The organism is Streptococcus oralis (assembly GCF_001579025.1).
Lineage (GTDB): Bacteria > Bacillota > Bacilli > Lactobacillales > Streptococcaceae > Streptococcus > Streptococcus oralis_X.
The window spans coordinates 405,099-430,590 of record NZ_KQ970235.1; the positions used below are offsets into that span (position 1 = coordinate 405,099).

The following is a 25,492-nucleotide window of genomic DNA, read 5'->3' on the forward strand; positions in this document are numbered from 1 at the left end:
TTGACGCAAATCGTGAAAAATTAGCTTCTTTTAGGGGGTCTCTTTGACCTCGAAGGTTTAGAGGAAGAGATTGCCATCTTGGAAAACAAGATGACAGAACCTGATTTTTGGAACGATAATATCGCGGCCCAAAAAACGTCGCAAGAATTAAATGAATTAAAAAACACCTACAACACCTTCCGTAAAATGGAAGAGTTGCAGGATGAAGTTGAGATTTTATTGGATTTTTTAGCAGAAGACGAGTCAGTCCATGATGAACTGGTTGAACAGTTGACAGAACTGGATAAGATGATGACCAGCTACGAGATGACCCTTCTCTTGTCAGAACCTTATGACCATAATAATGCCATCTTGGAAATTCATCCAGGATCTGGTGGTACTGAGGCTCAGGACTGGGGGGATATGTTGCTTCGTATGTACACTCGTTATGGAAATGCCAAAGGCTTTAAAGTAGAAGTCTTGGATTACCAGGCTGGTGATGAAGCAGGTATCAAGTCTGTGACCTTGTCTTTTGAAGGACCCAATGCATACGGCCTACTTAAATCAGAAATGGGTGTTCACCGTTTGGTCCGTATTTCGCCATTTGATTCTGCCAAACGTCGCCATACTTCATTTACATCCGTAGAGGTTATGCCTGAGTTGGATGATACCATCGAAGTGGAGATTCGTGAAGATGATATCAAAATGGATACCTTCCGTTCAGGTGGTGCTGGTGGACAGAACGTCAATAAGGTTTCAACAGGTGTGCGTTTGACACACATTCCTACGGGAACTGTCGTCCAATCAACGGTCGATCGTACCCAGTATGGAAATAGAGATCGTGCCATGAAGATGTTGCAGGCTAAGCTCTATCAAATGGAGCAAGAAAAGAAAGCTGCGGAAGTTGATTCCCTTAAAGGTGAGAAAAAAGAAATCACTTGGGGAAGTCAAATCCGTTCATATGTTTTCACGCCTTACACTATGGTAAAAGATCACCGTACAAGCTTTGAAGTTGCTCAGGTAGATAAGGTGATGGATGGAGACCTTGATGGTTTTATCGATGCCTACCTCAAGTGGCGAATCAGCTAAGATAGAAAGGAACTCATATGTCAATCATTGAAATGAGAGATGTTGTCAAAAAGTATGACAATGGAACGACTGCCCTGCGTGGTGTATCTGTTACCATTGAACCAGGAGAATTTGCCTATATCGTAGGACCTTCTGGGGCAGGTAAGTCAACCTTTATTCGAGCTTTATACCGAGAAGTAAAGATCGAAAAAGGAAGCCTATCAGTTGCAGGCTTTAATTTAGTTAAAATTAAGAAGAAAGATGTCCCGCTTCTACGTCGTAGTGTCGGGGTAGTCTTTCAGGATTACAAACTTTTGCCTAAGAAGACCGTTTATGAGAATATTGCCTATGCAATGGAAGTAATCGGTGAGAGCCGTCGCAACATCAAAAAACGTGTTATGGAAGTATTGGACTTGGTTGGTTTGAAACATAAGGTTCGCTCTTTCCCTAATGAACTCTCAGGTGGAGAGCAGCAACGGATTGCGATTGCTCGTGCGATTGTCAACAATCCTAAAGTATTGATTGCCGATGAGCCAACAGGAAACTTGGACCCAGATAATTCCTGGGAAATTATGAATCTGTTGGAACGCATCAATCTCCAAGGTACTACAGTATTGATGGCTACCCATAATAGTCAGATTGTAAACACCTTGCGCCACCGTGTCATTGCCATTGAAAATGGTCGTGTCGTTCGTGACGAAGCTAAAGGAGAATATGGATACGATGATTAGTAGATTTTTTCGCCATTTATTTGAATCATTAAAAAGTTTAAAACGAAATGGCTGGATGACAGTAGCAGCAGTGAGTTCGGTTATGATTACCTTGACCCTCGTTGCCCTGTTTGCATCCGTAATTTTTAACACAGCTAAACTGGCTACCGATATTGAAAACAACGTTCGGGTCATGGTATACATTCGTAAGGATGTAGCTGATAACAGTGAAACGATTGAAAAAGAAGGTCAGACAGTTACCAATAATGACTACCACAAGGTCTATGATGCCTTGAAAGCTATACCTGCTGTTAAAAGTGTTACCTTCTCAAGTAAAGAAGAACAGTACGAAAAACTAACGGAAACAATGGGTGACGATTGGAAGGTCTTTGAAGGGGATGCAAACCCTCTCTATGATGCTTATATCGTTGACACAAATTCTCCGAGTGATGTTAAAACAGTAGCTGAGGAAGCTAAGAAAATTGAGGGAGTATCAGAGGTTCAAGATGGTGGAGCCAACACTCAACGACTTTTTGAACTAGCTTCCTTTATCCGTGTTTGGGGATTGGTTATTGCAGGGCTCTTGATTTTTATCGCAGTCTTCCTCATTTCCAACACTATTCGTATCACCATTATTTCACGTAGTCGTGAGATTCAGATCATGCGTCTGGTAGGAGCGAGAAATGGCTATATCCGTGGTCCATTCTTGCTAGAAGGTGCTTTTATTGGCTTGCTTGGTGCAGCGATTCCTTCTGTCCTTGTATTTTTTGTTTACAATATGGTTTATCAATCTGTCAATAAATCCTTGGTAGGTCAAAACTTGTCAATGATTACACCAGATGTGTTTATTCCTCTGATGACAGTCCTATTATTTATAATTGGAATTTTCATTGGTTCAATTGGTTCAGGGATTTCGATGCGTCGATTCTTGAAGATCTAGTTGGATTTAAATGCAAATTGCAGAACAAATCAGAAAAATAATACATTTTTAAAAGAGAAGTTTTCGTAAACTTCTCTTTTTCCTTTTTAAAAATTAAAAAAATAGACAATTTTTTTATAAAAGCCTTTACAAAAAAAATAAAAGTGGTATAATTAATACATAACCAAATGCAAACGTTTTCGTAAAACGTTTGCCTAAATAAAATAAAGGAGATTTGAATGATGAAAGCTACATTCAAAAATGTCTTGTCTTTCGAATTTTGGCAAAAATTCGGTAAGGCTTTAATGGTGGTTATCGCCGTTATGCCAGCGGCGGGATTGATGATCTCAATCGGTAAATCAATCGTGATGATCGACCCAAACCTTGCTCCTCTAGTGATTACAGGTGGAATCCTTGAGCAAATTGGTTGGGGGGTTATCGGTAACCTTCATATCTTGTTTGCCCTTGCTATTGGGGGAAGCTGGGCAAAAGAACGTGCAGGTGGTGCATTTGCAGCCGGACTTGCCTTTATCTTGATTAACCGTATTACAGGTACTATCTTCGGTGTTACAGGTGATATGTTGAAAAACCCTGAAGCAATGGTTACTACCTTCTTTGGTGGTTCAATCAAGGTTGCTGACTACTTTATCAGCGTTCTTGAGGCACCAGCGCTTAACATGGGGGTTTTCGTAGGGATTATCTCTGGTTTTGTTGGGGCAACAGCTTATAACAAATACTACAACTTCCGTAAACTTCCTGATGCCCTTTCATTCTTCAATGGTAAACGTTTCGTACCATTTGTCGTTATTCTTCGTTCAACTATTGCAGCGATTGTACTTGCTGCCTTTTGGCCAGTAGTTCAAACAGGTATCAACAACTTTGGTATTTGGATTGCCAACTCACAAGAAACTGCTCCAGTCCTTGCACCATTCTTGTATGGTACTTTGGAACGTTTGCTCTTGCCATTCGGTCTTCACCACATGTTGACTATCCCAATGAACTATACTGCTCTTGGTGGAACATACGAAGTGTTAACTGGTGCAGCAAAAGGAACACAAGTATTTGGTCAAGATCCACTTTGGCTTGCATGGGTAACTGACCTTGTTAACCTTAAAGGTTCAAATGCTGACCAATACCAACACCTTCTTACAACAGTCACTCCAGCTCGTTTCAAAGTTGGACAAATGATCGGTTCATTTGGTATCTTGATGGGTGTCATCGTTGCTATCTACCGCAATGTTGATGCTGACAAGAAACACCAATACAAGGGTATGATGATTGCGACAGCCCTTGCAACATTCTTGACAGGGGTTACTGAACCTATCGAATATATGTTCATGTTCATCGCAACACCGCTTTACCTTGTTTATTCAGTAGTTCAAGGTGCTGCCTTTGCTATGGCAGATATTGTTCACCTTCGTGTCCACTCATTCGGTTCAATTGAATTCTTGACTCGTACACCATTGGCAATTAATGCTGGTATTGGTATGGATATCGTTAACTTTATCTGGGTAACTGTTCTCTTTGCGGTTATCATGTACTTCATTGCCAACTTCATGATCAAAAAATTCAACTACGCAACTCCAGGACGTAACGGAAACTACGAAACAGCTGAAGGAGCATCAGAAGAAGCAACTCCTGGAACTCCAAAAGTTGCAGCAGCTTCTCAAGCCGTAAATATCATTAACCTTCTTGGCGGTCGTGCAAATATCGTAGATGTGGATGCATGTATGACTCGTCTTCGTGTAACTGTTAAAGATGCAGATCGCGTTGGTACTGAGGAACAATGGAAAGCAGAAGGAGCTATGGGTCTTGTCATGAAAGGACAAGGTGTCCAAGCTATCTACGGACCAAAAGCTGACGTATTGAAATCTGATATCCAAGATATCCTTGATTCAGGTGAAATTATTCCTGAAACTCTTCCAAGCCAAATGACAGAAACTCAACAAAATACTGTCCATTTCAAAGGTGTAACTGAGGATGTTTACTCAGTAGCTGACGGTCAAGTTGTTGCTTTAGAACAAGTAGAAGATCCAGTTTTTGCTCAAAAAATGATGGGTGATGGATTTGCAGTAGAACCAGCAAATGGTAACATTGTATCTCCAGTTACTGGTACTGTATCAAGTATCTTCCCAACAAAACACGCTCTTGGTCTTGTCACTGACTCAGGTCTTGAAGTACTTGTTCATATTGGTTTGGATACAGTAAGTCTTGAAGGAAAACCATTTACTGTTCATGTCTCTGAAGGACAAAAAGTTGCTGCTGGTGATCTTCTTGTCACAGCTGACTTGGATGCTATTCGAGAAGCAGGACGCAAAACATCAACAGTGGTTGTCTTCACAAATGGTGATGTCCTCAAATCAGTTAAATTAGAACAAACAGGTTCTCTTGCAGCTAAAACAGCAGTTGCTAAAGTAGAATTGTAATATACTTGGGGTTGGAAGCTGTTTTCCAACCTCTTGTTTTAGGAGAAAAGCATGAAATTTCTAACACTCAATACCCACAGTTGGATGGAGAAGGAAGCAGAGGAAAAATTCCAAATCTTACTCCAAGACATTCTTGATAAGGATTATGATTTGATTTGTTTCCAAGAAATCAATCAAGAAATGACTTCGCCTGAGGTAGAGGTTAACAATCACTATCAAGCTTTACCATCAGCAGAACCCATTCATCAGGATCACTATGTCCGACTTCTGGTTGAAAAATTGGCTGAGAAAGGGAAAAACTACTACTGGACTTGGGCTTACAATCATATTGGCTATGACCGCTACCATGAAGGCGTAGCTATCTTATCTAAAACACCTATTAAGGCGCGTGAGATTTTAGTATCAGATGTAGATGATCCAACGGACTACCATACTCGCCGAGTTGCATTGGCTGAGACAGAGGTTGAAGGTAAGGAACTTGCTCTTGCAAGCGTTCATCTCTCTTGGTGGGATAAAGGTTTCCAAGAAGAGTGGGCACGATTTGAGGCTGTACTAAAAGAGTTGAAGAAACCTCTAATTTTAGCGGGTGATTTTAATAATCCAGCTGGTCAGGAAGGCTATCAAGCGATTTTAGCTAGCCCATTAGGATTACAAGACGCGTTTGAAGTTGCGAAAGAAAGAAGTGGTAGCTATACCGTTCCACCAGAAATTGATGGTTGGAAAGGCAATACCGAGCCATTACGAATCGACTACGTCTTTACGAGCAAAGAGTTAGAAGTAGAGAGTTTGCAAGTAGTTTTTGATGGACAAAATAGTCCACAAGTCAGTGATCATTATGGTTTGAATGCTGTATTGACCTGGAAATAATGAAAGAGGTTGGAATCAGAGGTTCCAACCTTTTAAGCTACTTGAATCTTTACTACAGGATTGAGACTCAAATGGGGCTACTGCAATAGGACAAAATATGGTATAATTGAAAGGATAGAATCGAGGATAGTATGTCATTTAAGAAATTTCAATTTAAAAATTATATAGTAGAAGCCTTGGAGGAGTTGAAGTTTACGACTCCTACCGAAGTTCAGGAAAAGTTGATTCCTATTGTCTTGGCAGGTCGTGACTTGGTGGGCGAGTCAAAAACAGGTTCAGGAAAGACTCATACTTTCTTATTACCAATTTTCCAGCAATTAGATGAAACTAGCGATAGTGTGCAAGCAGTCATTACTGCACCAAGTCGTGAGTTAGCCACTCAAATCTACCAAGCAGCTCGTCAGATTGCAGCTCACTCAGATGTCGAAGTTCGTGTGGTTAATTATGTAGGTGGTACGGATAAGGCGCGTCAGATTGAAAAACTTGCCAGCAACCAACCACATATCGTTATCGGAACGCCAGGTCGCATCTATGACTTGGTCAAATCTGGTGATTTGGCTATTCACAAGGCCAAGACCTTTGTAATTGATGAAGCGGATATGACCTTGGATATGGGCTTCTTGGAAACCGTTGATAAGATTGCAGGAAGCCTTCCAAAAGACTTGCAATTCATGGTTTTTTCAGCGACTATTCCACAAAAATTGCAACCGTTCTTGAAGAAATACTTGTCAAATCCTGTCATGGAAAAAATCAAGACTAAGACAGTCATCTCAGATACCATTGATAACTGGTTGATTTCGACCAAGGGCCGTGATAAGAATGCTCAGATTTACCAACTGACTCAGTTGATGCAGCCTTATTTAGCTATGATTTTTGTTAACACAAAAACGCGTGCTGATGAATTACATGCCTACTTGACTGCTCAAGGATTGAAGGTAGCAAAGATTCATGGAGATATTGCCCCTCGTGAACGTAAGCGGATCATGAATCAAGTGAAAAAACTGGATTTTGAGTACATTGTCGCAACGGACTTGGCAGCGCGTGGAATTGACATTGAAGGTGTCAGCCATGTTATCAATGATGCCATTCCGCAAGACTTGTCTTTCTTTGTTCACCGTGTTGGACGAACTGGGCGCAACGGACTGCCTGGTACAGCGATTACCCTTTACCAGCCTAGTGATGACTCGGATATCCGTGAGTTGGAGAAATTAGGGATCAAGTTTACTCCTAAGATGGTCAAAGACGGAGAGTTTCAAGATACCTATGACCGTGATCGTCGTGCTAATCGTGAAAAGAAGCAGGATAAGCTTGATATTGAAATGATTGGCTTGGTTAAAAAGAAAAAGAAAAAAGTCAAACCTGGCTATAAGAAGAAGATTCAATGGGCGGTGGATGAAAAACGCCGCAAAACCAAGCGTGCTGAAAATCGCGCACGTGGGCGTGCTGAGCGAAAAGCCAAACGCCAAACATTTTAAGTATAAAATTGGAGCTACATAGCTCCTTTTTCTAGCTTAGTTTTATGAATTTTCAAAAATACTGCAAAAAAAAGTAAAAAGTGGTATAATGATAAGGTTATATAGTCCCGATAAGGTGGTAGGTATTCATTACTAGTAGTTTTCCTATCAGTACTTTGTAACTCTATAACAATATTTTTTTAAGGGGGGACATTTTTATGTCAGAACGTAAATTATTCACGTCTGAATCTGTATCTGAGGGGCATCCGGATAAGATTGCAGACCAAATTTCAGATGCGATTTTGGATGCTATTTTAGCAAAGGATCCAGATGCGCACGTTGCTGCCGAGACAGCTGTATACACAGGTTCGGTCCATGTTTTTGGTGAAATTTCTACAAATGCTTATGTGGATATCAACCGTGTGGTTCGTGATACCATTGCAGAGATTGGTTATACCAATACAGAGTATGGTTTTTCTGCGGAGACGGTGGGAGTTCATCCGTCGCTTGTTGAGCAGTCACCAGATATCGCCCAAGGAGTTAACGAAGCCTTGGAAGTCCGTGGAAATGCAGATCAAGATCCGCTTGACTTGATTGGTGCTGGTGACCAAGGTCTTATGTTTGGATTTGCGGTGGATGAGACAGAAGAACTCATGCCATTGCCAATCTCACTCAGTCATAAGTTGGTTCGTCGTTTGGCAGAACTTCGTAAGTCTGGTGAAATCAGCTATCTCCGTCCAGATGCTAAATCACAAGTTACGGTTGAGTATGATGAAAATGACCGTCCGGTACGTGTGGACACAGTCGTTATTTCAACTCAGCACGATCCAGAAGTTAGCAATGAACAAATTCACAATGATGTGATTAACAAGGTTATCAAAGAGGTGATCCCAGCTTCTTACTTGGATGAGCAAACCAAATTCTTCATCAATCCAACTGGTCGTTTTGTAATCGGTGGACCTCAAGGGGACTCAGGTTTGACTGGTCGTAAGATTATCGTGGATACCTATGGTGGCTACTCTCGCCATGGTGGTGGTGCCTTCTCTGGTAAGGATGCGACGAAAGTGGACCGTTCAGCCTCTTATGCAGCTCGCTACATTGCCAAGAATATCGTTGCAGCAGGCCTTGCTAAGAAGGCAGAAGTGCAATTGGCCTATGCTATCGGGGTGGCGCAACCTGTTTCTGTTCGTATCGATACTTTTGGTACAGGAACAGTATCTGAAAGCAAGCTTGAAAAAGCAGCGCGTCAAATCTTTGACCTTCGCCCTGCAGGAATTATTCAAATGCTGGATCTCAAACGCCCAATTTACCGTCAAACAGCGGCTTATGGACACATGGGACGTACAGATATTGACCTTCCATGGGAACGTTTGGACAAGGTAGATGCTTTGAAAGAAGCTGTGAAATAGAATTAAAAGATTGGTAGCTGTGCACTGCCAATCTTTTTTGCAAAAGAAAACCAGCTTTCGGCTGGTCTTCTTATTTTATAGGTATTGAAATCTCAATCAATTTATCTGAATAAAGCGTCTTGATATTGGCTTCATCAATGCTTCCTTTATCGATTTTACGTTTCAAGAAGAAGTCTTGAATGGTTTCGATTTCAGGTTCACGAATAGCACGGTGTTTGTTGGAAATGAGGATTTCATAGTGAAGCGGGGCTTGTGTGAAAACTACATCTGTGTTTCCAGCAGAATAGACCTCGACAAGAGTTGCGTCTGTGCTTTCTAATTGGCTTTTAACAAGTTGCGAGTGTGAGTTTGTCGTATTGATAAGCTTCATAACAGTTCCTCCGATTTTCTAACTCTATTATAGCACTTTTTGGATAAAATCGTGTATTTTAGCCAATTCCATGCTGGATTTTCCAAGCTTCAATTCCCCATTTATGGCTACCACGTTTGAGTTTTTCAATTGCTTCATCAATAGGAAACCAAGCAATATGATTAAAATCTTCCAATGGTTTTTGTACTTCTTGGAAAGAAATAGCTTCATAGAGATAAGCTGGATTGTAGTAGTAGGTATCACGGTGGCGAGAGTAGAAATACTCATCAGCTTGCCCATAATAGGTTCCAATCTCAGCTGTAAAGCCAAGTTCTTCGATTAGTTCTCTCTTCAGTGCTTCTTGATGATCTTCGCCTGCTTCAATCTCTCCACCTGGCAAGAACCAAGCCCCATTGGGAGCTTGAACTAGGACAATTTGTTTTTTCTCCGCATCCGGAATAACTGCGTACACACCATAGCGGGGCTGGTAGGTCACATTCTCTTTTTTATCACCATAAGTTGGGTTTGCCATTGCTTTTTCCTCATTCTCTAGTGTCTTTATTATTATCATAATGGACGAGGGGCAAGCTGTCAAGGTTTTACATTTATTTTAGTAAAAAAGGTGCAGAAAATGATAGACTTTCTGCACTTGTTAGATAGATTTATTCTTCTATTTCAGAAGCAATCTCTTCTGTTTTTTCAGTTTTTTTGGCAGATTTGATTTGAATCTTGCCATTGCTTGTCATGACTGCCTTGAGGTCTTTTTCACTTGGATTTTCAAGGTAATAGTCAGTGATGGCATCCTCGATATGGTCTTGAATGGTACGGCGGAGAGGGCGCGCTCCCATTTTTGGATCATATCCTAGGTCAACTAATTTTTCTTTGACCTTGTCCGTCACATCGAGATGGATGTTGTTGCTAGAGAGGCGTTTGTTGACATCTGCTAGCATGAGTTCGACGATTTGGAGAAGGTTGTCCTTGCTGAGAGGTTTAAATTCGATGATGCCGTCAAAACGGTTCATAAACTCTGGGCTAAAGAAGTTGCCGAGTTCACCGAGAACAGAGTTGGTTCGACCTTCACGAGCAGCTCCAAAACCAACGCTGGCTTCGGCCTTACCAGTACCCGCATTTGAGGTCATGATAATGATAGCATCCTTAAAGCTAACTGTCCGCCCTTGCCCATCTGTCAAACGACCATCGTCCAAGACTTGAAGGAACATGTGCATCACATCTGGATGGGCTTTCTCGACCTCATCGAGAAGGATGAGAGAATATGGGTTGCGACGAACCTTTTCAGTCAGCTGCCCAGCTTCATCATAACCAACATAACCTGGAGGGGCTCCGACCAATTTAGCCACACTGTGTTTTTCCATGTATTCACTCATATCAAAGCGAATCATGCTGTCAGCAGAACCAAAGAGCTCAATGGCTAGTTGTTTAGAGAGTTCTGTCTTACCGACACCAGTTGGTCCGACAAAGAGGAAGCTTCCGATTGGCCGGTTAGGAGTTCCAAGTCCAACACGATTACGACGGATGGCCTTGGCAATCTTATCGACAGCTTCATCTTGACCAATGACATGAGCTTTGAGGTCGTCTGCTAGATGGATAAGCTGAGACTGTTCTTTTTCTTTGAGTTCTCCAACAGGGATATTGGTTTTCTGCTCAATGATATGTTCAATGGCTTTCTCGCTGATGATTGGAGTATCCTGATCGGTCACCTTGTTTTTCTGCATTTCCTTGTACTTGGCAATCTGATCGCGGAAATAAGCAGCCTTTTCAAAGTCTTCCTCTCGTGTAGCTTGAGCCTTGAGATTCTCAGCCTCAATCAAGCGCTGATCAATCACTTTAGGATCAACAAAGTTCAGCGTCAGATTCATCTTAGAACCAGCTTCATCCAACAGGTCAATAGCCTTGTCTGGCAAGAAGCGGTCTTGGATATAGCGGTTGGAAAGATTTGCAGCAGCTTCGATGGCAGCATCAGTATACTTGACGTGATGGTAGTCTTCGTATTTCTTTTGAACACCTTTAAGGATGATAATGGTTTCTTCGACAGTTGGTTCATCTACCTTGACAGGCTGCATACGGCGCTCTAGAGCAGCATCTTTTTCAATGATGCGGTATTCATTGAGAGTAGTGGCACCAACCATTTGCAATTCACCACGGGCAAGGGCTGGTTTGAGGATATTTCCTGCATCCATATTGCCATCGCCAGCAGATCCTGCACCAACAATTTCATGGATTTCGTCGATAAAGAGGATGATATCCTCGCGTTTGCGAATTTCTTCCATGAGCTTTTGCATACGTTCTTCAAATTGGCCTCGAATCCCTGTTCCTTGGACTAGACTGACCACATCCAGACGGATGACCTGTTTGCCTTGAAGTTTATGGGGAACATCGCCATCGACAATCTTCTGAGCTAGACCTTCAACAACGGCTGTTTTACCAACACCTGGTTCTCCGATAAGGACAGGATTGTTCTTGGTTCGACGGTTGAGGATTTCGATAACGCGGATAATCTCCTCATCTCGACCGATAACAGGGTCAATATCTCCCCGACGAGCAATCTCAGTAATATTGATACCGTATTCCTCTAGGAGTCCTTTTTCTTGGCTAGGAGGTGTTTGAAGCGGGCCTCGGTTTTGAGGTCCATAACCACCGTTTCCTCCGTATCCCCCACCAGATTGAGTTGGAGGGACGTTATTAGAAGAAGGTTTGAAATTGTTCAAATCATTGAAAAAGTCGCCGAAAGGATCAAAGTCATGATTATTTAAGTCAGTCATCCCTTTAAAGAGGGTATTATTTGGATCTGTTTTGATAATTTTATAGCAATTTTGACAGAGATCAATTTGCTTTTGCTGTCCATTGATATTGGTATACAGATGAATTGTTGAGTCGTTTATTTTACAGTTTTGACAGAGCATACATCTACCTCATTTCATTCTTATTCTTGGCCTAAGAAAAAGGTCAAGAATAGTCAAAGTTTTATACTCTCATTATAGCATGATTAAGGTGTAAAGCAAGTAAAAAGATTGGGAAGTGGTCGTTTTTAAAAGACGGATTTATGGGGAATCCAGCGACATTATAGGTAAGAAAAAATCCCATTTGTGGTGACAAAAAGGATTCTCATTCATCGGGCCTTACTGCCCGTTGTTTTTATATTAGTAAAGGAGTTCGTAGATCTCCATTGCAATCAAATCAATGCTATCAAAGGTATAAGTTTCACGAGCTTCTACATCGCGAAGGGTGAAGAGTGATCCGTTTTCTTCGTCGTGGCTGTATGCAACTTCTGCGACAACAACACCTTCACGTTCAAAATTACGTTTTAGATTTCCACCATCTTTTGTCATTGCTTCTAGGCGGTTAATGATTCTAACCAAATGTGATTCCATTTTGATTCTCCTCCATTTCTTATCGTTTCTATTTTACCATAAACAAGAGGTAGTTGACTAGAAAAAAACTGTGATTTCTCTCTATTTCTCTATTCTATCAAGTTAATTGTTAAAAATAGGGGAAAAGGATTGCATTTTAATTCAATTCATGTTATAATCATACAATCTAATACATAGAAAGTTGATTGAATATGAATTTTTCTTTTTTACCAAAGTATTTACCATATTTTAACTATGGTGCTCTGATTACCGTATTGATTTCTATCCTTGTTGTCTGCTTAGGGACCATTATAGGTGTGTTACTGGCCTTTGCCCAACGTTCACGCTTTAAACCGCTCGTTTGGTTTGCAAATGTGTATGTTTGGATTTTCCGTGGGACGCCAATGATGGTTCAAATAATGATTGCCTTTGCTCTTATGCATATCAATGCTCCGACTATTCAAGTGGGAATTTTAGGAGTTGATCTTTCTCGTTTGATTCCTGGTATTCTGATTATTTCTATGAACAGTGGAGCTTACGTTTCAGAAACTGTTCGTGCGGGGATCAATGCGGTTCCTAAAGGGCAGTTAGAGGCAGCATACTCTCTTGGTATTCGTCCGAAAAATGCCATGCGTTATGTCATTTTGCCACAAGCTATCAAGAATATTCTTCCAGCGCTGGGAAATGAATTTATTACCATTATCAAGGATAGTTCCCTCTTGTCGGCAATTGGGGTGATGGAGTTGTGGAATGGTGCAACGACAGTAGCAACAACAACTTATTTACCGTTGACTCCCCTTTTATTTGCAGCCTTTTACTATTTGATTATGACCTCTGTTTTGACAGTGGCATTGAAAGCATTTGAAAAACATATTGGACAAGGAGACAAGAAATAATGACAGAAACCTTGATTAAAATTGAAGAACTACATAAGTCTTTTGGGAAAAATGAAGTTTTAAAAGGCATCAACCTTGAGATTAAACGAGGAGAAGTTGTGGTTATTATCGGTCCGTCAGGGAGCGGGAAATCAACTCTCCTTCGTTCGATGAATCTCCTTGAAGAAGCAAGTAAAGGTAAGGTTATCTTTGAAGGAGTTGATATTACAGATAAGAAAAATGACCTTTTTGACATGCGTGAAAAGATGGGCATGGTATTCCAACAATTCAACCTCTTTCCCAATATGACAGTGATGGAAAATATCACTTTGTCCCCAATTAAAACCAAAGGTGAAAGCAAGGAAGTTGCGGAGAAAAGAGCACAGGAACTGTTAGAAAAAGTTGGCTTGCCAGATAAGGCGACGGCTTATCCTCAGAGTTTATCAGGTGGTCAGCAACAACGGATTGCCATTGCACGTGGACTTGCTATGGAACCAGATGTTTTGCTCTTTGATGAGCCGACTTCAGCCCTAGACCCTGAGATGGTTGGAGAAGTTCTAGCTGTTATGCAAGACCTTGCCAAGTCAGGGATGACTATGGTGATTGTGACTCATGAAATGGGTTTTGCGCGTGAGGTAGCAGACCGTGTTATCTTTATGGCGGATGGAGTTGTTGTCGAAGATGGAACACCAGAGGAGATTTTCGATCAAACAAAAGAACAACGGACCAAGGAATTTTTGAGTAAGGTTTTGTAAGACCTCATTTTTAGAAGAAATGGAGTAGGCATCATGGCTTCCAGTAAAGAATATTTAGATTTTATTCTCGAACAGCTATCAGAGCTAGAGGAGATGAGTTATCGTCCAATGATGGGAGAGTATATCCTTTATTATCGTGGGAAGATTATTGGGGGAATCTATGATAATCGTCTGTTACTGAAGCCTGTGAAGTTGGTCTTGGATCAACTGGGACAGACTAGGCTTGAATGTCCTTATGAAGGAGCTAAGGAGATGATTTTGATAGAAGACATTGAAGATAAATCATTTCTAATGAGATTAATCAAGGAGATGTATGAAGTCTTACCGGCTCCAAAAGTCAAAAAGAAAGCATGACAGATTTACCTAGTATAAATAGGCATAAAAGCTCGACAAGGGCTTTTTCTTATAGTTTCAGACTATAAGGTCCATTAGGCAAGAAGTGTTAGAATGGCGAGTTATTTTTTGATATAATAGAGGATATTTGATAGAAAAGAGAAGAGATATGGCACAGATTATCGATGGGAAGGCTCTTGCAGCTAAGTTACAAGGACAGTTGGCTGAAAAGACTGCCAAACTAAAAGAAGAAACAGGTCTAGTTCCAGGATTGGTAGTGATTTTGGTGGGGGACAATCCTGCCAGCCAAGTCTACGTTCGTAACAAAGAACGATCAGCTCTTGCTGCTGGCTTCCGTAGTGAAGTAGTGCGAGTTCCAGAGACCATTACCCAAGCGGAATTGTTAGACTTGATTTCCAAATACAATCAAGATTCAGCTTGGCATGGGATTTTGGTCCAGTTACCTTTGCCAAAACATATTGACGAAGAGGCAGTTTTATTAGCCATTGACCCCGAAAAAGACGTGGATGGTTTCCATCCCCTAAACATGGGTCGCCTCTGGTCTGGTCATCCAGTTATGATTCCTTCGACACCTGCAGGAATTATGGAAATGTTTCATGAATATGGGATTGACTTGGAAGGTAAAAATGCGGTTGTCATCGGTCGTTCAAATATCGTTGGAAAACCGATGGCTCAGCTTCTTTTAGCTAAGAATGCAACTGTGACCTTGACCCACTCACGTACCCATCATCTTGCCAAGGTGGCTGCTAAGGCGGATATTCTTGTGGTTGCAATCGGTCGCGCTAAGTTTGTGACTGCTGACTTTGTCAAACCAGGAGCAGTTGTCATTGACGTTGGGATGAACCGAGATGAAAATGGCAAGCTTTGTGGAGATGTTGACTATGATGCGGTTGCCCCACTTGCCAGTCATATCACACCTGTACCGGGTGGAGTTGGACCTATGACTATTACCATGCTAATGGAGCAAACCTATCAGGCAGCGCTTCGAACACTAAACAAGGACTAGGAAGATGAAATTCGTATTTGACCTGGATGGAACGCTATCTTTTGACTACATGACCATTGATGAGGAGATTCAGCAGGTTCTTTTAAAGGCTGAAGATTATGGGCATGAGCTTGTGTTTGCCTCAGCCCGCTCTTATCGGGATTGCTTGGGTTTATTAGGTTCTGAACTCAGTCAGCGCTTGGTCATAGGGTTGAATGGTGGCGTAGCCTATCATTTAGGGAAGGCTATCTTCGAAAGGAATCTCGATGCTAGAGTTTATCAGGCGCTAGTGGATTATTGCCAGACTTATAATCTCCCTTTCTTTGTAGATGATTGCTTTGACTACAGTGGTCAGATTGTAGAGAAGATTCCATTTATTTCCAGTGTGGATCCCCTAAAGGTGGCTCGTCATCAGAAACTTGAGGACTTAGGGACCCCGATTAAGGTAGTCGTTTATATGGGTGACCATGAGGATTTGCTTGATGATCTGCTTGATCAGCTAGAAAGACTGGGACTAGCTCATCTCTCCTATCATGCGCATGAAAAGTGCCTTTATGTTAATCCCTTGGATACTCATAAGGCGACAACTGTTGAAAAGTTATGTGGGGAGAACTTCATCGCTTTTGGAAATGACCAAAACGATATTGAATTGTTTAAAACGTCTCTTTATTCAGTCCAGATAGGAGATTTTGCTGGTCTTACTCCATATGCAGATGATAGGTTAGAGCTAAAAGGAGCTCCTTCTCCAGCAGTTGCTGCTAAAATCTTACAGACTTTTGCGGAATTTAAGGGAAAATAGTGTAGAAGGAGGTTCGCCTTCTTTTTATGTAGAGTAATGCAGTCTATAAACTATAAATTTGAAGTTTGAAAAAGATATTAATGGAATTCAATTTGTAGTAGAAAGAGTCTAGAACCGAAAGCTATTTTCATTGCAACTATTCCTTTTAAATGACCCCTTCTTATATATCATTTTATTGGATTAAATTAATGGAAAATAATTGCAATTTAAGGTGCCTTTTGATATATTTAATATATAAAATATATTATAAAACTTGGTACTTGTTTGTGTATTCAGAAGGAGGTTATTTTTTAAAATAAAGTAAACGCTTACTTTGTATCAAGAAAAAGAAATGAGGATTTTAATGAACAAAAGACTTTTTGATAAACGTTGTCATTATAGCATTCGTAAATTTGCAATAGGTGTGGCATCTGTAATGATTGGGGCTAGTATATTTGGTATTTCTGCTGTACAAGCTGAGGAGGTGGATTCATCCAATGCTAAAACAGAAGAAACAACTGTTCATCAAGCTCAACCTTTAGATAAGCTTCCCGATGATGTGGTAGCTGCTATTGCAAAGGCTGATGAGAATGGTGGGCGTGAGTTTGTAAAACCAAAAGCTGAATCGGCAGAAGACAAAGTGACTAAGGATACAGAACCTACTACACCTACTAACGAGAGTAGTCGTGAATTGGTTAGTCCTAAAGGGGAAACTCCAAATAAAGTAGAAGAAGGAAACAAGGCTGATAACAAACAGAAATCTGAAGAGGCAAATCCAAAGCCTGTTGAATCTGCAGTAACAGCTGGAACAGAAGTGAAAGAGGATTCTAAAAAAACTTCTGAAAAGGACCAAGTGAAAGCAGACACAGAGATTAAACCTTCTTCTGAAAAATCGCAAGTGCTGTCTAGAGAGTCAAACAAAGCCGAAGTTGAAAAGGAAAAACAGCTATTATCGGAACGAAAACAAGATTTTAATAAAGATTGGTATTTTAAACTAAATGCCCAAGGAGATTTTTCAAAAAAAGATGTGGATGTTCATGATTGGTCTAAATTGAATCTTCCTCATGATTGGAGTATTTATTTTGACTTTGATCACAAGTCTCCCGCTCGTAATGAAGGTGGGCAGTTAAATGGTGGAACAGCTTGGTATCGTAAGACTTTCATATTAGACGAAGCAGACAAGAATAAGGATGTTCGTATCAATTTTGATGGGGTTTACATGGATTCAAAGGTCTATGTAAATGGTAAATTTGTCGGACATTATCCAAGTGGCTATAATCATTTTTCATATGATATCACAGAATTTTTAAACAAGGATGGTAGTGAAAATTCAATTACTGTTCAAGTGACCAATAAGCAACCAAGTAGTCGTTGGTATTCAGGAAGTGGGATTTATCGTGATGTAACCCTTAGTTATCGTGATAAAGTCCATGTTGCCGAAAATGGTAATCATATCACTACTCCAAAACTTGCTGAGCAAAAAGAAGGGAATGTTGAAACACAGGTTCAAAGTAAGATTAAAAATACGGATAAGAAGGCTGCTAAAGTCTTTGTGGAACAACAAATTTTTACTAAGGAAGGTAAGGTTGTTTCAGAATTAGTCCGCTCTGAAACGAAGAATTTAGCAGAAAATGAAACTGCAGATTTCAGACAAACAATCCTAGTTAATAAACCAACTCTTTGGACGACAAAAAGTTATCATCCTCAACTGTATGTGTTGAAAACAAAGGTTTATAAAGAAGGTCAACTAGTTGATGTAACAGAAGATACATTTGGTTACCGTTATTTCAATTGGACTGCTAAGGAAGGTTTCTCTCTGAATGGTGAACGCATGAAATTCCACGGAGTAAGTATTCACCATGACAATGGAGCTTTGGGGGCAGAAGAGAATTATAAGGCTACCTATCGTAAATTAAAACTCTTGAAAGATATGGGGGTTAACTCTATTCGAACAACCCACAATCCAGCGAGTCCTCAGTTGCTGGATGCTGCAGCTAGTTTAGGTCTTTTGGTTCAAGAGGAAGCTTTTGATACTTGGTATGGTGGCAAGAAGACTTACGACTATGGACGGTTCTTTGATCAAGATGCAACTCATCCGGAGGCTAAGAAGGGTGAGAAGTGGTCTGATTTTGATCTCAGAACAATGGTAGAACGTGATAAGAACAATCCGTCTATCGTCATGTGGTCTCTTGGAAATGAGGTAGAGGAGGCAAATGGTAGTCCTCGTTCTATCGAAACTGCTAAACGCTTGAAGGCAGTTATCAAAGCGATTGATACTGAGCGTTATGTAACCATGGGGGAAAACAAATTTAGTCGTGCGGCGACAGGTGATTTCTTGAAACTCGCAGAAATTATGGATGCTGTCGGTATGAACTATGGTGAACGTAATTATGATGCTGTTCGTAGAGCGCATCCAGACTGGCTCATTTATGGTTCTGAAACTTCTTCAGCTACTAGGACGCGTGATTCTTATTATAACCCTGCTCAAATCCTTGGACATGACAATCGTCCAAATCGTCACTATGAACAATCTGACTATGGTAATGACCGTGTTGGATGGGGAAGAACAGCTACTGAATCATGGACTTTTGACCGTGATCGTGCTGGCTATGCTGGGCAATTTATCTGGACAGGAATTGACTATATTGGAGAACCGACTCCATGGCATAACCAAGATAGTACACCTGTCAAGAGCTCTTACTTTGGTATTATTGATACAGCTGGTTTACCAAAGAATGATTTCTACCTTTACCGTAGTGAATGGTATAGTGCTAAAGAAAAGCCTACTGTTCGCATTTTACCACATTGGAACTGGACTGAAGAGACCCTTAAGGATCGCAAGATGCTGATTGATGGAAAGGTTCCGGTTCGTACCTTCTCAAATGCTGCAAGCGTCGAATTGTTCTTAAATGGAGAGTCGCTTGGTAAAAAGGAATTTACTAAGAAAAGGACAGAAGATGGACGTCCATATCATGAGGGAGCTAAACCAAGTGAATTGTATCTTGAGTGGCTTGTGAAATACCAACCAGGCACACTGACTGCGATTGCTCGAGATGAAAATGGCAACGAAATTGCGCGTGATAGTGTGACAACTGCTGGGGAGCCAGCAAGAGTTCGTCTGACTAAAGAAGAGCATGTTATCACTGCAGATGGAAAGGACCTATCCTACATCCATTATGAAATTGTTGATGGCGATGGTAATGTGGTTCCTACAGCTAACAATCTTGTTCATTTCAATCTTCATGGTCAGGGACAAATCGTTGGTGTGGATAATGGAGAACAAGCTAGTCGTGAACGCTACAAAGCTCAAGCAGATGGAATATGGCAAAGACGTGCTTTCAATGGTAAAGGGGTTGTCATTGTAAAATCAACAGAAAAAGAAGGTAAATTTACTCTTTATGCAGATTCTGCTGGTTTGACATCTGATAGCGCAACGGTCGCAACGGTGTCTGGTAAGAAAGAAAATCGTCACTTTGTAGCCTTTGCTCCTGTAAAAGCAACAACTGATGTGACGACAAATCCTGAATTACCTCAAACAGTAACAGCTATTTATAGTGACGGTAGTGTTGAGGAAAAGACTGTAACTTGGGAAATGCCATCTGACTTGCTTACAAGCGCAGGTGAGAAAAAAGTATCTGGACGTGTAGAAGGTTTGGAAACTAAAGCTGAGGCACTTGTTAAAGTGATTGCTCTAGATAGATGGTTACCAAAAGTTGCTACAGTCCCAGTTGGAACGAATGCGGCTGATTTGGATAAAACGGTCACAGCTGTTCTGACAGATGGTAGCTTGATTGATACTGATGTTGTTTCTTGGACCTTGAAAGACCCTGCTGCTTTGAACAAGGAAGGTGGACGTACGGAGGCTACTGGTAAATTGGTAGATGACGACCGTGAAGTGACTGCAACCTTTATCGCAAGTAGTAAGGAAACAACAAGTAGCATTACAGGACTTACTGTTGGGGATAAAGCTCTTGGGAATTTTGAATCTGGCAAGACCTATTACCGTGTATCCCTTCCTTACACTGCAACTATTCCAAGTGTTGGAGCTCAGACTACCGGATATCAAGTAACTGTTCAGCAAGCTTCTGCTGATAATGGTTATCAGGCTTCTGTCTTCTTGAGTGACCAAAAGGGTGACTTGGTTCAAACTTACTTAATTCAGTTTGTGAAGGAAGCTCCTGCTTTGAAACGTTTGGAAGTGGTTGTAGAAGGAAAAGAAACTGCCACTGAAGATCAAGTATTAACTTATCACGTCATTGGTCGTTACGAGGATGGTTCACAAACAGAGTTTTCGGCTTCAGATATTCACTTAGAAGCTAAATCATCTGATGGGGGACATCTTGAGGTGAATGGTCAGAATCTATTGCTCTATACTAAGGGAAGAGTGACTTTGACACCTCGAATCGATAATCAAACAGAGAAAACAGAATCTGTAACAACTGAAGTGGTGATTAAAGAAAATAAAGTCAGCAAGAAGATTGTGAAACTTCATCCTGTGTCTGTTTCTACAGATATCAATCAGCAACCGAATCTACCTAAAGAAGTTGGAGCAGAATTTGATAAGGGCTTGCCACGCAAAGTATCTGTAGCTTGGGATAAGGTAGATGAAAAAGAGTTGGGGCACTATCATAGCTTTACGCTTAAAGGACATGTGGAAGGCACAGATATTGAAGCTCAAGCGACTGTAACGGTTGAAGGATTGCAAGTTGCAGAGGAAATCAGTCTCACAGTACCTAAGGGTGAGACGGTTCAATTGCCAGCTAATGTTCGGGCTTACCATTCTAACGGAACAACTATCTATAAAGATGTTGTTTGGGATCAGGTTCCAGCCAACTTTAGTCAAACTGAAGGGGTCTATGAAATCAATGGTCGTTTAGTAGGTAGCAATCTGACAACTAAAGCTCATGTTCGAGTGTCTAGTCAAGTGGTTGCTGGAAATAATATCTCTAAACAATGGACAGGTTCACAATTACCAGCTGCCATTGTATCCAATACAGGAGGAGATGACACAGCCAACACCTTGAACGATTTGACTGTATCAAGAACGCCATCAGATGCTAAAAATAGATGGACTACTTGGAGAACAAATACTGATAATGACTGGGCTTCTATCTTATTTGGTAATTCAGGAGACTTGACGAAGCGTTTTGTCAACAATTTGTCGGTTGATTTCTATACTGATGGAGCAATTGGTCTTCCAAAAGAATATGTAGTTGAATATTATGTAGGTAAAGAAATTCCAGATTTACCAAGTGATGTCAGTCATGCGCAACGAGATAGCAATCATCCATTTAATAATCCAGACAATTGGAAAGCAGTTGAAAACTTACATGCTCCAAGTCAGCTGTCTGCAACTCAAACCAATCACTTCACATTTGATAAGGTCGAAACCTACGCTGTTCGTATTCGTATGAAGAAAGCAGATGGAACATCAGGTGTTGGTCTGACAGAGATAACTGTGCTTGGAAACAAGGTCTTAAGTGAAACAAGTTCAGAGATTTCTATCAAGATAGATGGCAAGGATCTTGAACATTTTAATCCATCTAAGACAGATTACTATATTCCTCAATCTAGCAAAGAAATCACAGCAACAGCTAGCAATAATGGTTTGGTAACAGTTGTTCCTGCAACAAGTCCAAAAGGTGCAACACGTCTCATCTTGAAAGCAGAAGATGGTACGGTGTTGAAAGAATATCGAATTTTCCGCAATGATGAGAGAGAAACTAGTCAACCTCTTGCTGCAGAAAACAGTGCTAAAATCTTGAATGTTGGAGACAATCTTCAACTTCCTTCAGAAGTAAGTGTTTATTATCCAACTTCAACTAATTGGACTACAGATAAACTTGCAGTGAAGTGGGATGCTATTCCTGAACATGCGACAGAGCATGAGGGAACATTTGAAGTTACCGGTCATGTCATTGGTACAAATCTAACGACTAAAATGCAGGTGACAGTTGTTGCTAAAGGCAATCAAGTCATTTCAGAAAATCCAAGCAACAATGAAACTGATTCTAAAGCCTTTGCTTCGACAACGAACGATACTCAAGCAGCTTCAAATGATCGAATTTTCTATATCAATGATGGAAAATACAATGAAGATGGACGTTGGACAAACTGGTCTCGTACTCCGAAAAATCAAGAAACTTCTGTTGGATTACTCTTTAAGAAGGATGGAAAAATTGCTTCTCAATCTATTGGGAAAGTAGCCATTCAGTTCTTTAAAGATAGTGGCACAGATGCTCCAGAGAAAATGGTTCTAGAAAGATATATTGGTCCTGCTTTTACAGAACCAAGTACGATTTCTCGTTACGAAGAAAATGCCGATCATCCATTTAACAAGGCAGAAAATTGGGCACCAATTTCTTACAAAGCTTCTGGAGAATTAGTAGCTGGTAAACCAATCGAGTTTAACTTTGAACCGGTTCAAACGACAGCTATTCGTGCGCGCATGACTCGTAAGGCTACCACCAATGGTCTTGCACTTGTAGAATTTACAGCCTACTCTGCAGGCAAGGGATCAGAAGTGGAAACACCATCAGCGACTATTTCGATCGACGGAAAAGCATTGGAAAACTTTGATCCAAATGTGACAGATTACACTCTAACAACAATGGGTTCAAAACCAAAAGTCACTGCAACAACTAGTGGACATGGAGTTGTTACAGTTGTGGATTCTGGAAATGCCAATCTTCCAACACTGGTTCGTCTTGTTTCCAAAGATGGAAATCTGGTGAAAGAATATCGTTTACACTTTAAGTCTACCTTCCAAACAACACCAACAGAAGGCGTTAAGAACTTAGTAGCAGAAACTCCAAGTTTGGAAATTGAAAAGACTCCGCTTCCGTTTAAAGAAGTTATTCGTGAAAACCCTGAACTTGCTCAAGGTCAACGTCGTATCGTTTCTGAAGGACAAGATGGAGAAAAAGTTGACTATATTCAAGTCTTGGGTACTACTAGAAGTCTTGTTCATTCTGAAGAAAGAAAGGCTCAGGATCGCATTGTTGAAGTAGGAGTGAAAGCATCTATTTCAAGTAGTAAAGGCGAGGAGCCAGCTCCAGTCAATGAAGTTCCAGAATTCAAAGGAGGTGCTAACTTTGTAGAAGCAGCAGTAAACGAAGTTCCAGAATACACAGGAACTCTTGCTACTGTAGGAGATCAAGCGGCACCAAGCGTTGAGAAACCTGAATTTAAGGGTGGCGTTAATGCTGTAATGGCTCTAGAACATAAACTTCCAGAGTATCATGGTGTTCTAGCCACGGTAGGAAATGAGGAAGCGCCTGTTCTTGAAAAACCAGATTATCCAGTAGAGCTATTAGCTCATGACCAGACTATAAAACCAAATGTTTCAGTAGTAAAAGAAGAGCAAAATAGATTACCAGAAACAGGTGAGGGAGAATCTGAAACAGCCATTTTCTTGGCAGGTGTTAGCTTGGCCTTGTCAGCAGCCCTATTAACTGCAAAACGAAAAGAGGATTAGTTTGTGCGTCTAATGCTATCCTATTGGTATAGCTTGGTCGATGATAAAAAATCACATCGATAAATGAGTTGAAGAGATGGAGAGGACCGATTAGGCCTCTCCATCTTTACTAGTAAAAATGGAATCGTTTACTTTCGTGTTTGGATGAAAGGAGATAAGATAAAGATGGATAAAAATTTTTTCAATAAACGTTGTCATTACAGTATTCGTAAATTCGCTATTGGAGTAGCTTCTATTATGATTGGTGCCAGTATCTTTGGTGTTAATTTAGTAGAGGCAGCAGAAACAGGTAATGTAGGAGATAAAGAGGGAACTATAACTCAAGCTCAGCCATTGGAAAAGTTACCTGATGAACTTGCAGCAGTTTTGAAGAAAGCAGAAGAAAATGCTGGGAAGGAAGCTAGCTCGACAGTTGGAAATGGGGAAACTACAGGAACGATTGGTTCTACTGATTCGACAAATAATCTTAAACCAGCTGAAGCACCTAGAATTCCAGAGAATGAAACAAAGCCGTCTGAAGCCATGAGTGGAGGACAAAATGATAAAGAAATCGCTAAACCTAGTCAACCAATTACACCTGAAACTCCAAAAGTAGACCAAACCGGTGATGGAACAGTTGAATTGGCAGATCAATTCACTGCAAGTAAACCAGCTAGCGAAGATAGCATTGCAGCTGCCAGCAAGAGCGCAGACTATCTCAAGAAAGAGTACAAGGTCTTCCCAACGCCACAAAAAGTAACTTATGGCGAAGGTGTTACAGCCCTTCGTAAGCAAGTCAATCTGGTCATGGGCGATCAACTCGATATCTATACTCGTAATCGCTTGAAGAGTGTCTTGCAGGACAATCAAGTATCTTATACAACTGGTAAGGCAGCAATCGCAGGCGCAACCAATATCTATCTTGGGGTGCATGGACAAGGCTCACAAGCAGAGCAAAACTTGTCCAATGTTTCAGCAGGTCTCTTTGACAAGATTGACGCCTATGTCTTGAGCATCAAGGATAATTCGATTTCCATCGTCGGAAAAGACACAGATGCAGTCTTCTATGGTTTGACAACTTTGAAACACATGCTCAAGGAAAGCCAAGTGCCAGTCCTTCGAAATGTGACAGTAGAAGATTACGCAGAGCTCAAGAACCGTGGTTTCATCGAAGGTTACTATGGAAACCCATGGTCTAATGAAAATCGTAAAGAATTGATGCGTTATGGAAGTGAATTGAAGTTAACTCAATACTATTTCGCACCAAAAGATGATCCATACCACAATAAGAAATGGCGTGAACTTTACCCAGAAGAAAAACTGGCTGAAATCCGAGAACTTGCACGTGTCGGTAATCAAACGAAAACACGTTATGTTTGGACCATCCATCCATTTATGAACAATCGTATCCGCTTTGGCAATGAAGCGCATTACCAGGCTGATCTTGCAACCATAAAGGCTAAGTTTACTCAGTTGTTGGACGTGGGAGTGCGTGAATTTGGCGTGCTTGCAGATGATGCACCAAGCCCAGTTGGTGGTTACCATAGTTATGTTCGCTTGATGAAGGATATCACAAATTGGTTGACTGAAAAACAAACAACATACAGTGGTCTCCGTAAAGATATGATTTTTGTTCCTGCCTGGTACATGGGACAAGGAACTGAAGCTGAACTTCGAACCTTGAATGAACATCTTCCTGAAAATGTCCATTTAACTCTTACTGGTGGAAAGGTCTGGGGG

18 protein-coding genes are annotated in these 25,492 nt (G+C 40.9%); 14 read left to right on the top strand and 4 right to left on the bottom strand.

The genetic code is table 11. From position 1 onward, the window contains the following. From prfB to metK, 7 genes are all read left to right on the top strand, one after another. Positions 1–1,068 (top strand): peptide chain release factor 2 gene (gene prfB, locus SORDD27_RS01885; protein WP_414162623.1). Its coding sequence is split into 2 segments (ribosomal slippage), with 1,067 coding nucleotides annotated over them: positions 1–44 and positions 46–1,068; the frame shifts between segments, so codons are not numbered across the junction. This gene is flagged as partial in the annotation. 17 nt (positions 1,069–1,085) lie between these two features. Further along, positions 1,086–1,778, top strand: coding sequence for a cell division ATP-binding protein FtsE (gene ftsE, locus SORDD27_RS01890; RefSeq protein ID WP_000022272.1), 693 nt, complete (start codon positions 1,086–1,088; stop codon positions 1,776–1,778). After that, complete coding sequence (ftsX, locus tag SORDD27_RS01895) at positions 1,771–2,697, top strand: permease-like cell division protein FtsX (protein ID WP_000625554.1); 927 nt, start codon at positions 1,771–1,773, stop codon at positions 2,695–2,697. The genes ftsE and ftsX overlap by 8 nt, the downstream gene beginning before the upstream one ends. A 218-nt stretch (positions 2,698–2,915) precedes the next feature. Then, complete coding sequence (locus tag SORDD27_RS01900; protein ID WP_081103322.1) at positions 2,916–5,102, top strand: PTS transporter subunit IIBC; 2,187 nt, start codon at positions 2,916–2,918, stop codon at positions 5,100–5,102. A 51-nt stretch (positions 5,103–5,153) separates the two neighbouring features. After that, on the top strand, positions 5,154–5,969 hold the full coding sequence (locus SORDD27_RS01905) for an endonuclease/exonuclease/phosphatase family protein (protein ID WP_000670847.1): 816 nt from the start codon (positions 5,154–5,156) through the stop codon (positions 5,967–5,969). A 131-nt stretch (positions 5,970–6,100) separates the two neighbouring features. After that, a complete protein-coding gene (locus SORDD27_RS01910; RefSeq protein WP_002879919.1) occupies positions 6,101–7,444 on the top strand; it encodes a DEAD/DEAH box helicase in 1,344 nt (447 codons plus the stop codon). Between the two features lie 197 nt (positions 7,445–7,641). Further along, positions 7,642–8,832 (top strand): methionine adenosyltransferase, encoded by a 1,191-nt coding sequence (metK, locus tag SORDD27_RS01915; protein ID WP_000003916.1) that lies wholly within the window; start codon positions 7,642–7,644, stop codon positions 8,830–8,832. A 70-nt stretch (positions 8,833–8,902) separates the two neighbouring features. Here metK and SORDD27_RS01920 read toward each other — a convergent pair whose 3' ends face one another. The 4 genes from SORDD27_RS01920 to SORDD27_RS01935 all read right to left on the bottom strand — a co-directional run bounded on the left by SORDD27_RS01920 (position 8,903) and on the right by SORDD27_RS01935 (position 12,570). Next, positions 8,903–9,202, bottom strand: coding sequence for a DUF1827 family protein (locus SORDD27_RS01920; RefSeq protein ID WP_000767205.1), 300 nt, complete (start codon positions 9,200–9,202; stop codon positions 8,903–8,905). Positions 9,203–9,260: 58 nt separating this feature from the next. Next, positions 9,261–9,713: an NUDIX hydrolase gene (locus tag SORDD27_RS01925; protein ID WP_000013176.1), complete on the bottom strand. Its 453-nt coding sequence runs from the start codon at positions 9,711–9,713 to the stop codon at positions 9,261–9,263. Positions 9,714–9,843: 130 nt separating this feature from the next. Further along, positions 9,844–12,102, bottom strand: a complete 2,259-nt coding sequence (locus SORDD27_RS01930; protein WP_061427023.1) for an ATP-dependent Clp protease ATP-binding subunit — start codon at positions 12,100–12,102, stop codon at positions 9,844–9,846. Positions 12,103–12,339: 237 nt separating this feature from the next. Next, complete coding sequence (locus SORDD27_RS01935) at positions 12,340–12,570, bottom strand: DUF1797 family protein (protein WP_000443577.1); 231 nt, start codon at positions 12,568–12,570, stop codon at positions 12,340–12,342. A gap of 191 nt (positions 12,571–12,761) precedes the next feature. On the opposite strand from SORDD27_RS01935, the gene SORDD27_RS01940 reads away from it, so the two are divergent. The 7 genes from SORDD27_RS01940 to SORDD27_RS01970 form a co-directional block, all read left to right on the top strand. Further along, entirely contained in the window at positions 12,762–13,445 is a 684-nt protein-coding gene (locus tag SORDD27_RS01940) for an amino acid ABC transporter permease (RefSeq protein ID WP_001011622.1), read from the top strand. Next, positions 13,445–14,179, top strand: coding sequence for an amino acid ABC transporter ATP-binding protein (locus tag SORDD27_RS01945; protein WP_061427025.1), 735 nt, complete (start codon positions 13,445–13,447; stop codon positions 14,177–14,179). The genes SORDD27_RS01940 and SORDD27_RS01945 overlap by 1 nt, the downstream gene beginning before the upstream one ends. A gap of 33 nt (positions 14,180–14,212) precedes the next feature. Continuing rightward, positions 14,213–14,533: a TfoX/Sxy family protein gene (locus SORDD27_RS01950; protein ID WP_049490308.1), complete on the top strand. Its 321-nt coding sequence runs from the start codon at positions 14,213–14,215 to the stop codon at positions 14,531–14,533. 148 nt (positions 14,534–14,681) lie between these two features. Continuing rightward, complete coding sequence (locus SORDD27_RS01955; protein WP_061427027.1) at positions 14,682–15,539, top strand: bifunctional methylenetetrahydrofolate dehydrogenase/methenyltetrahydrofolate cyclohydrolase; 858 nt, start codon at positions 14,682–14,684, stop codon at positions 15,537–15,539. Positions 15,540–15,543: 4 nt separating this feature from the next. Continuing rightward, positions 15,544–16,317: an HAD hydrolase family protein gene (locus SORDD27_RS01960; RefSeq protein ID WP_061427029.1), complete on the top strand. Its 774-nt coding sequence runs from the start codon at positions 15,544–15,546 to the stop codon at positions 16,315–16,317. A 343-nt stretch (positions 16,318–16,660) separates the two neighbouring features. Next, positions 16,661–23,773, top strand: a complete 7,113-nt coding sequence (locus SORDD27_RS01965; protein WP_061427031.1) for an SIALI-17 repeat-containing surface protein — start codon at positions 16,661–16,663, stop codon at positions 23,771–23,773. 165 nt (positions 23,774–23,938) lie between these two features. Next, on the top strand, positions 23,939–25,492 hold a 1,554-nt coding region (locus tag SORDD27_RS01970; RefSeq protein WP_196755614.1), incomplete at its 3' end, for a beta-N-acetylglucosaminidase domain-containing protein.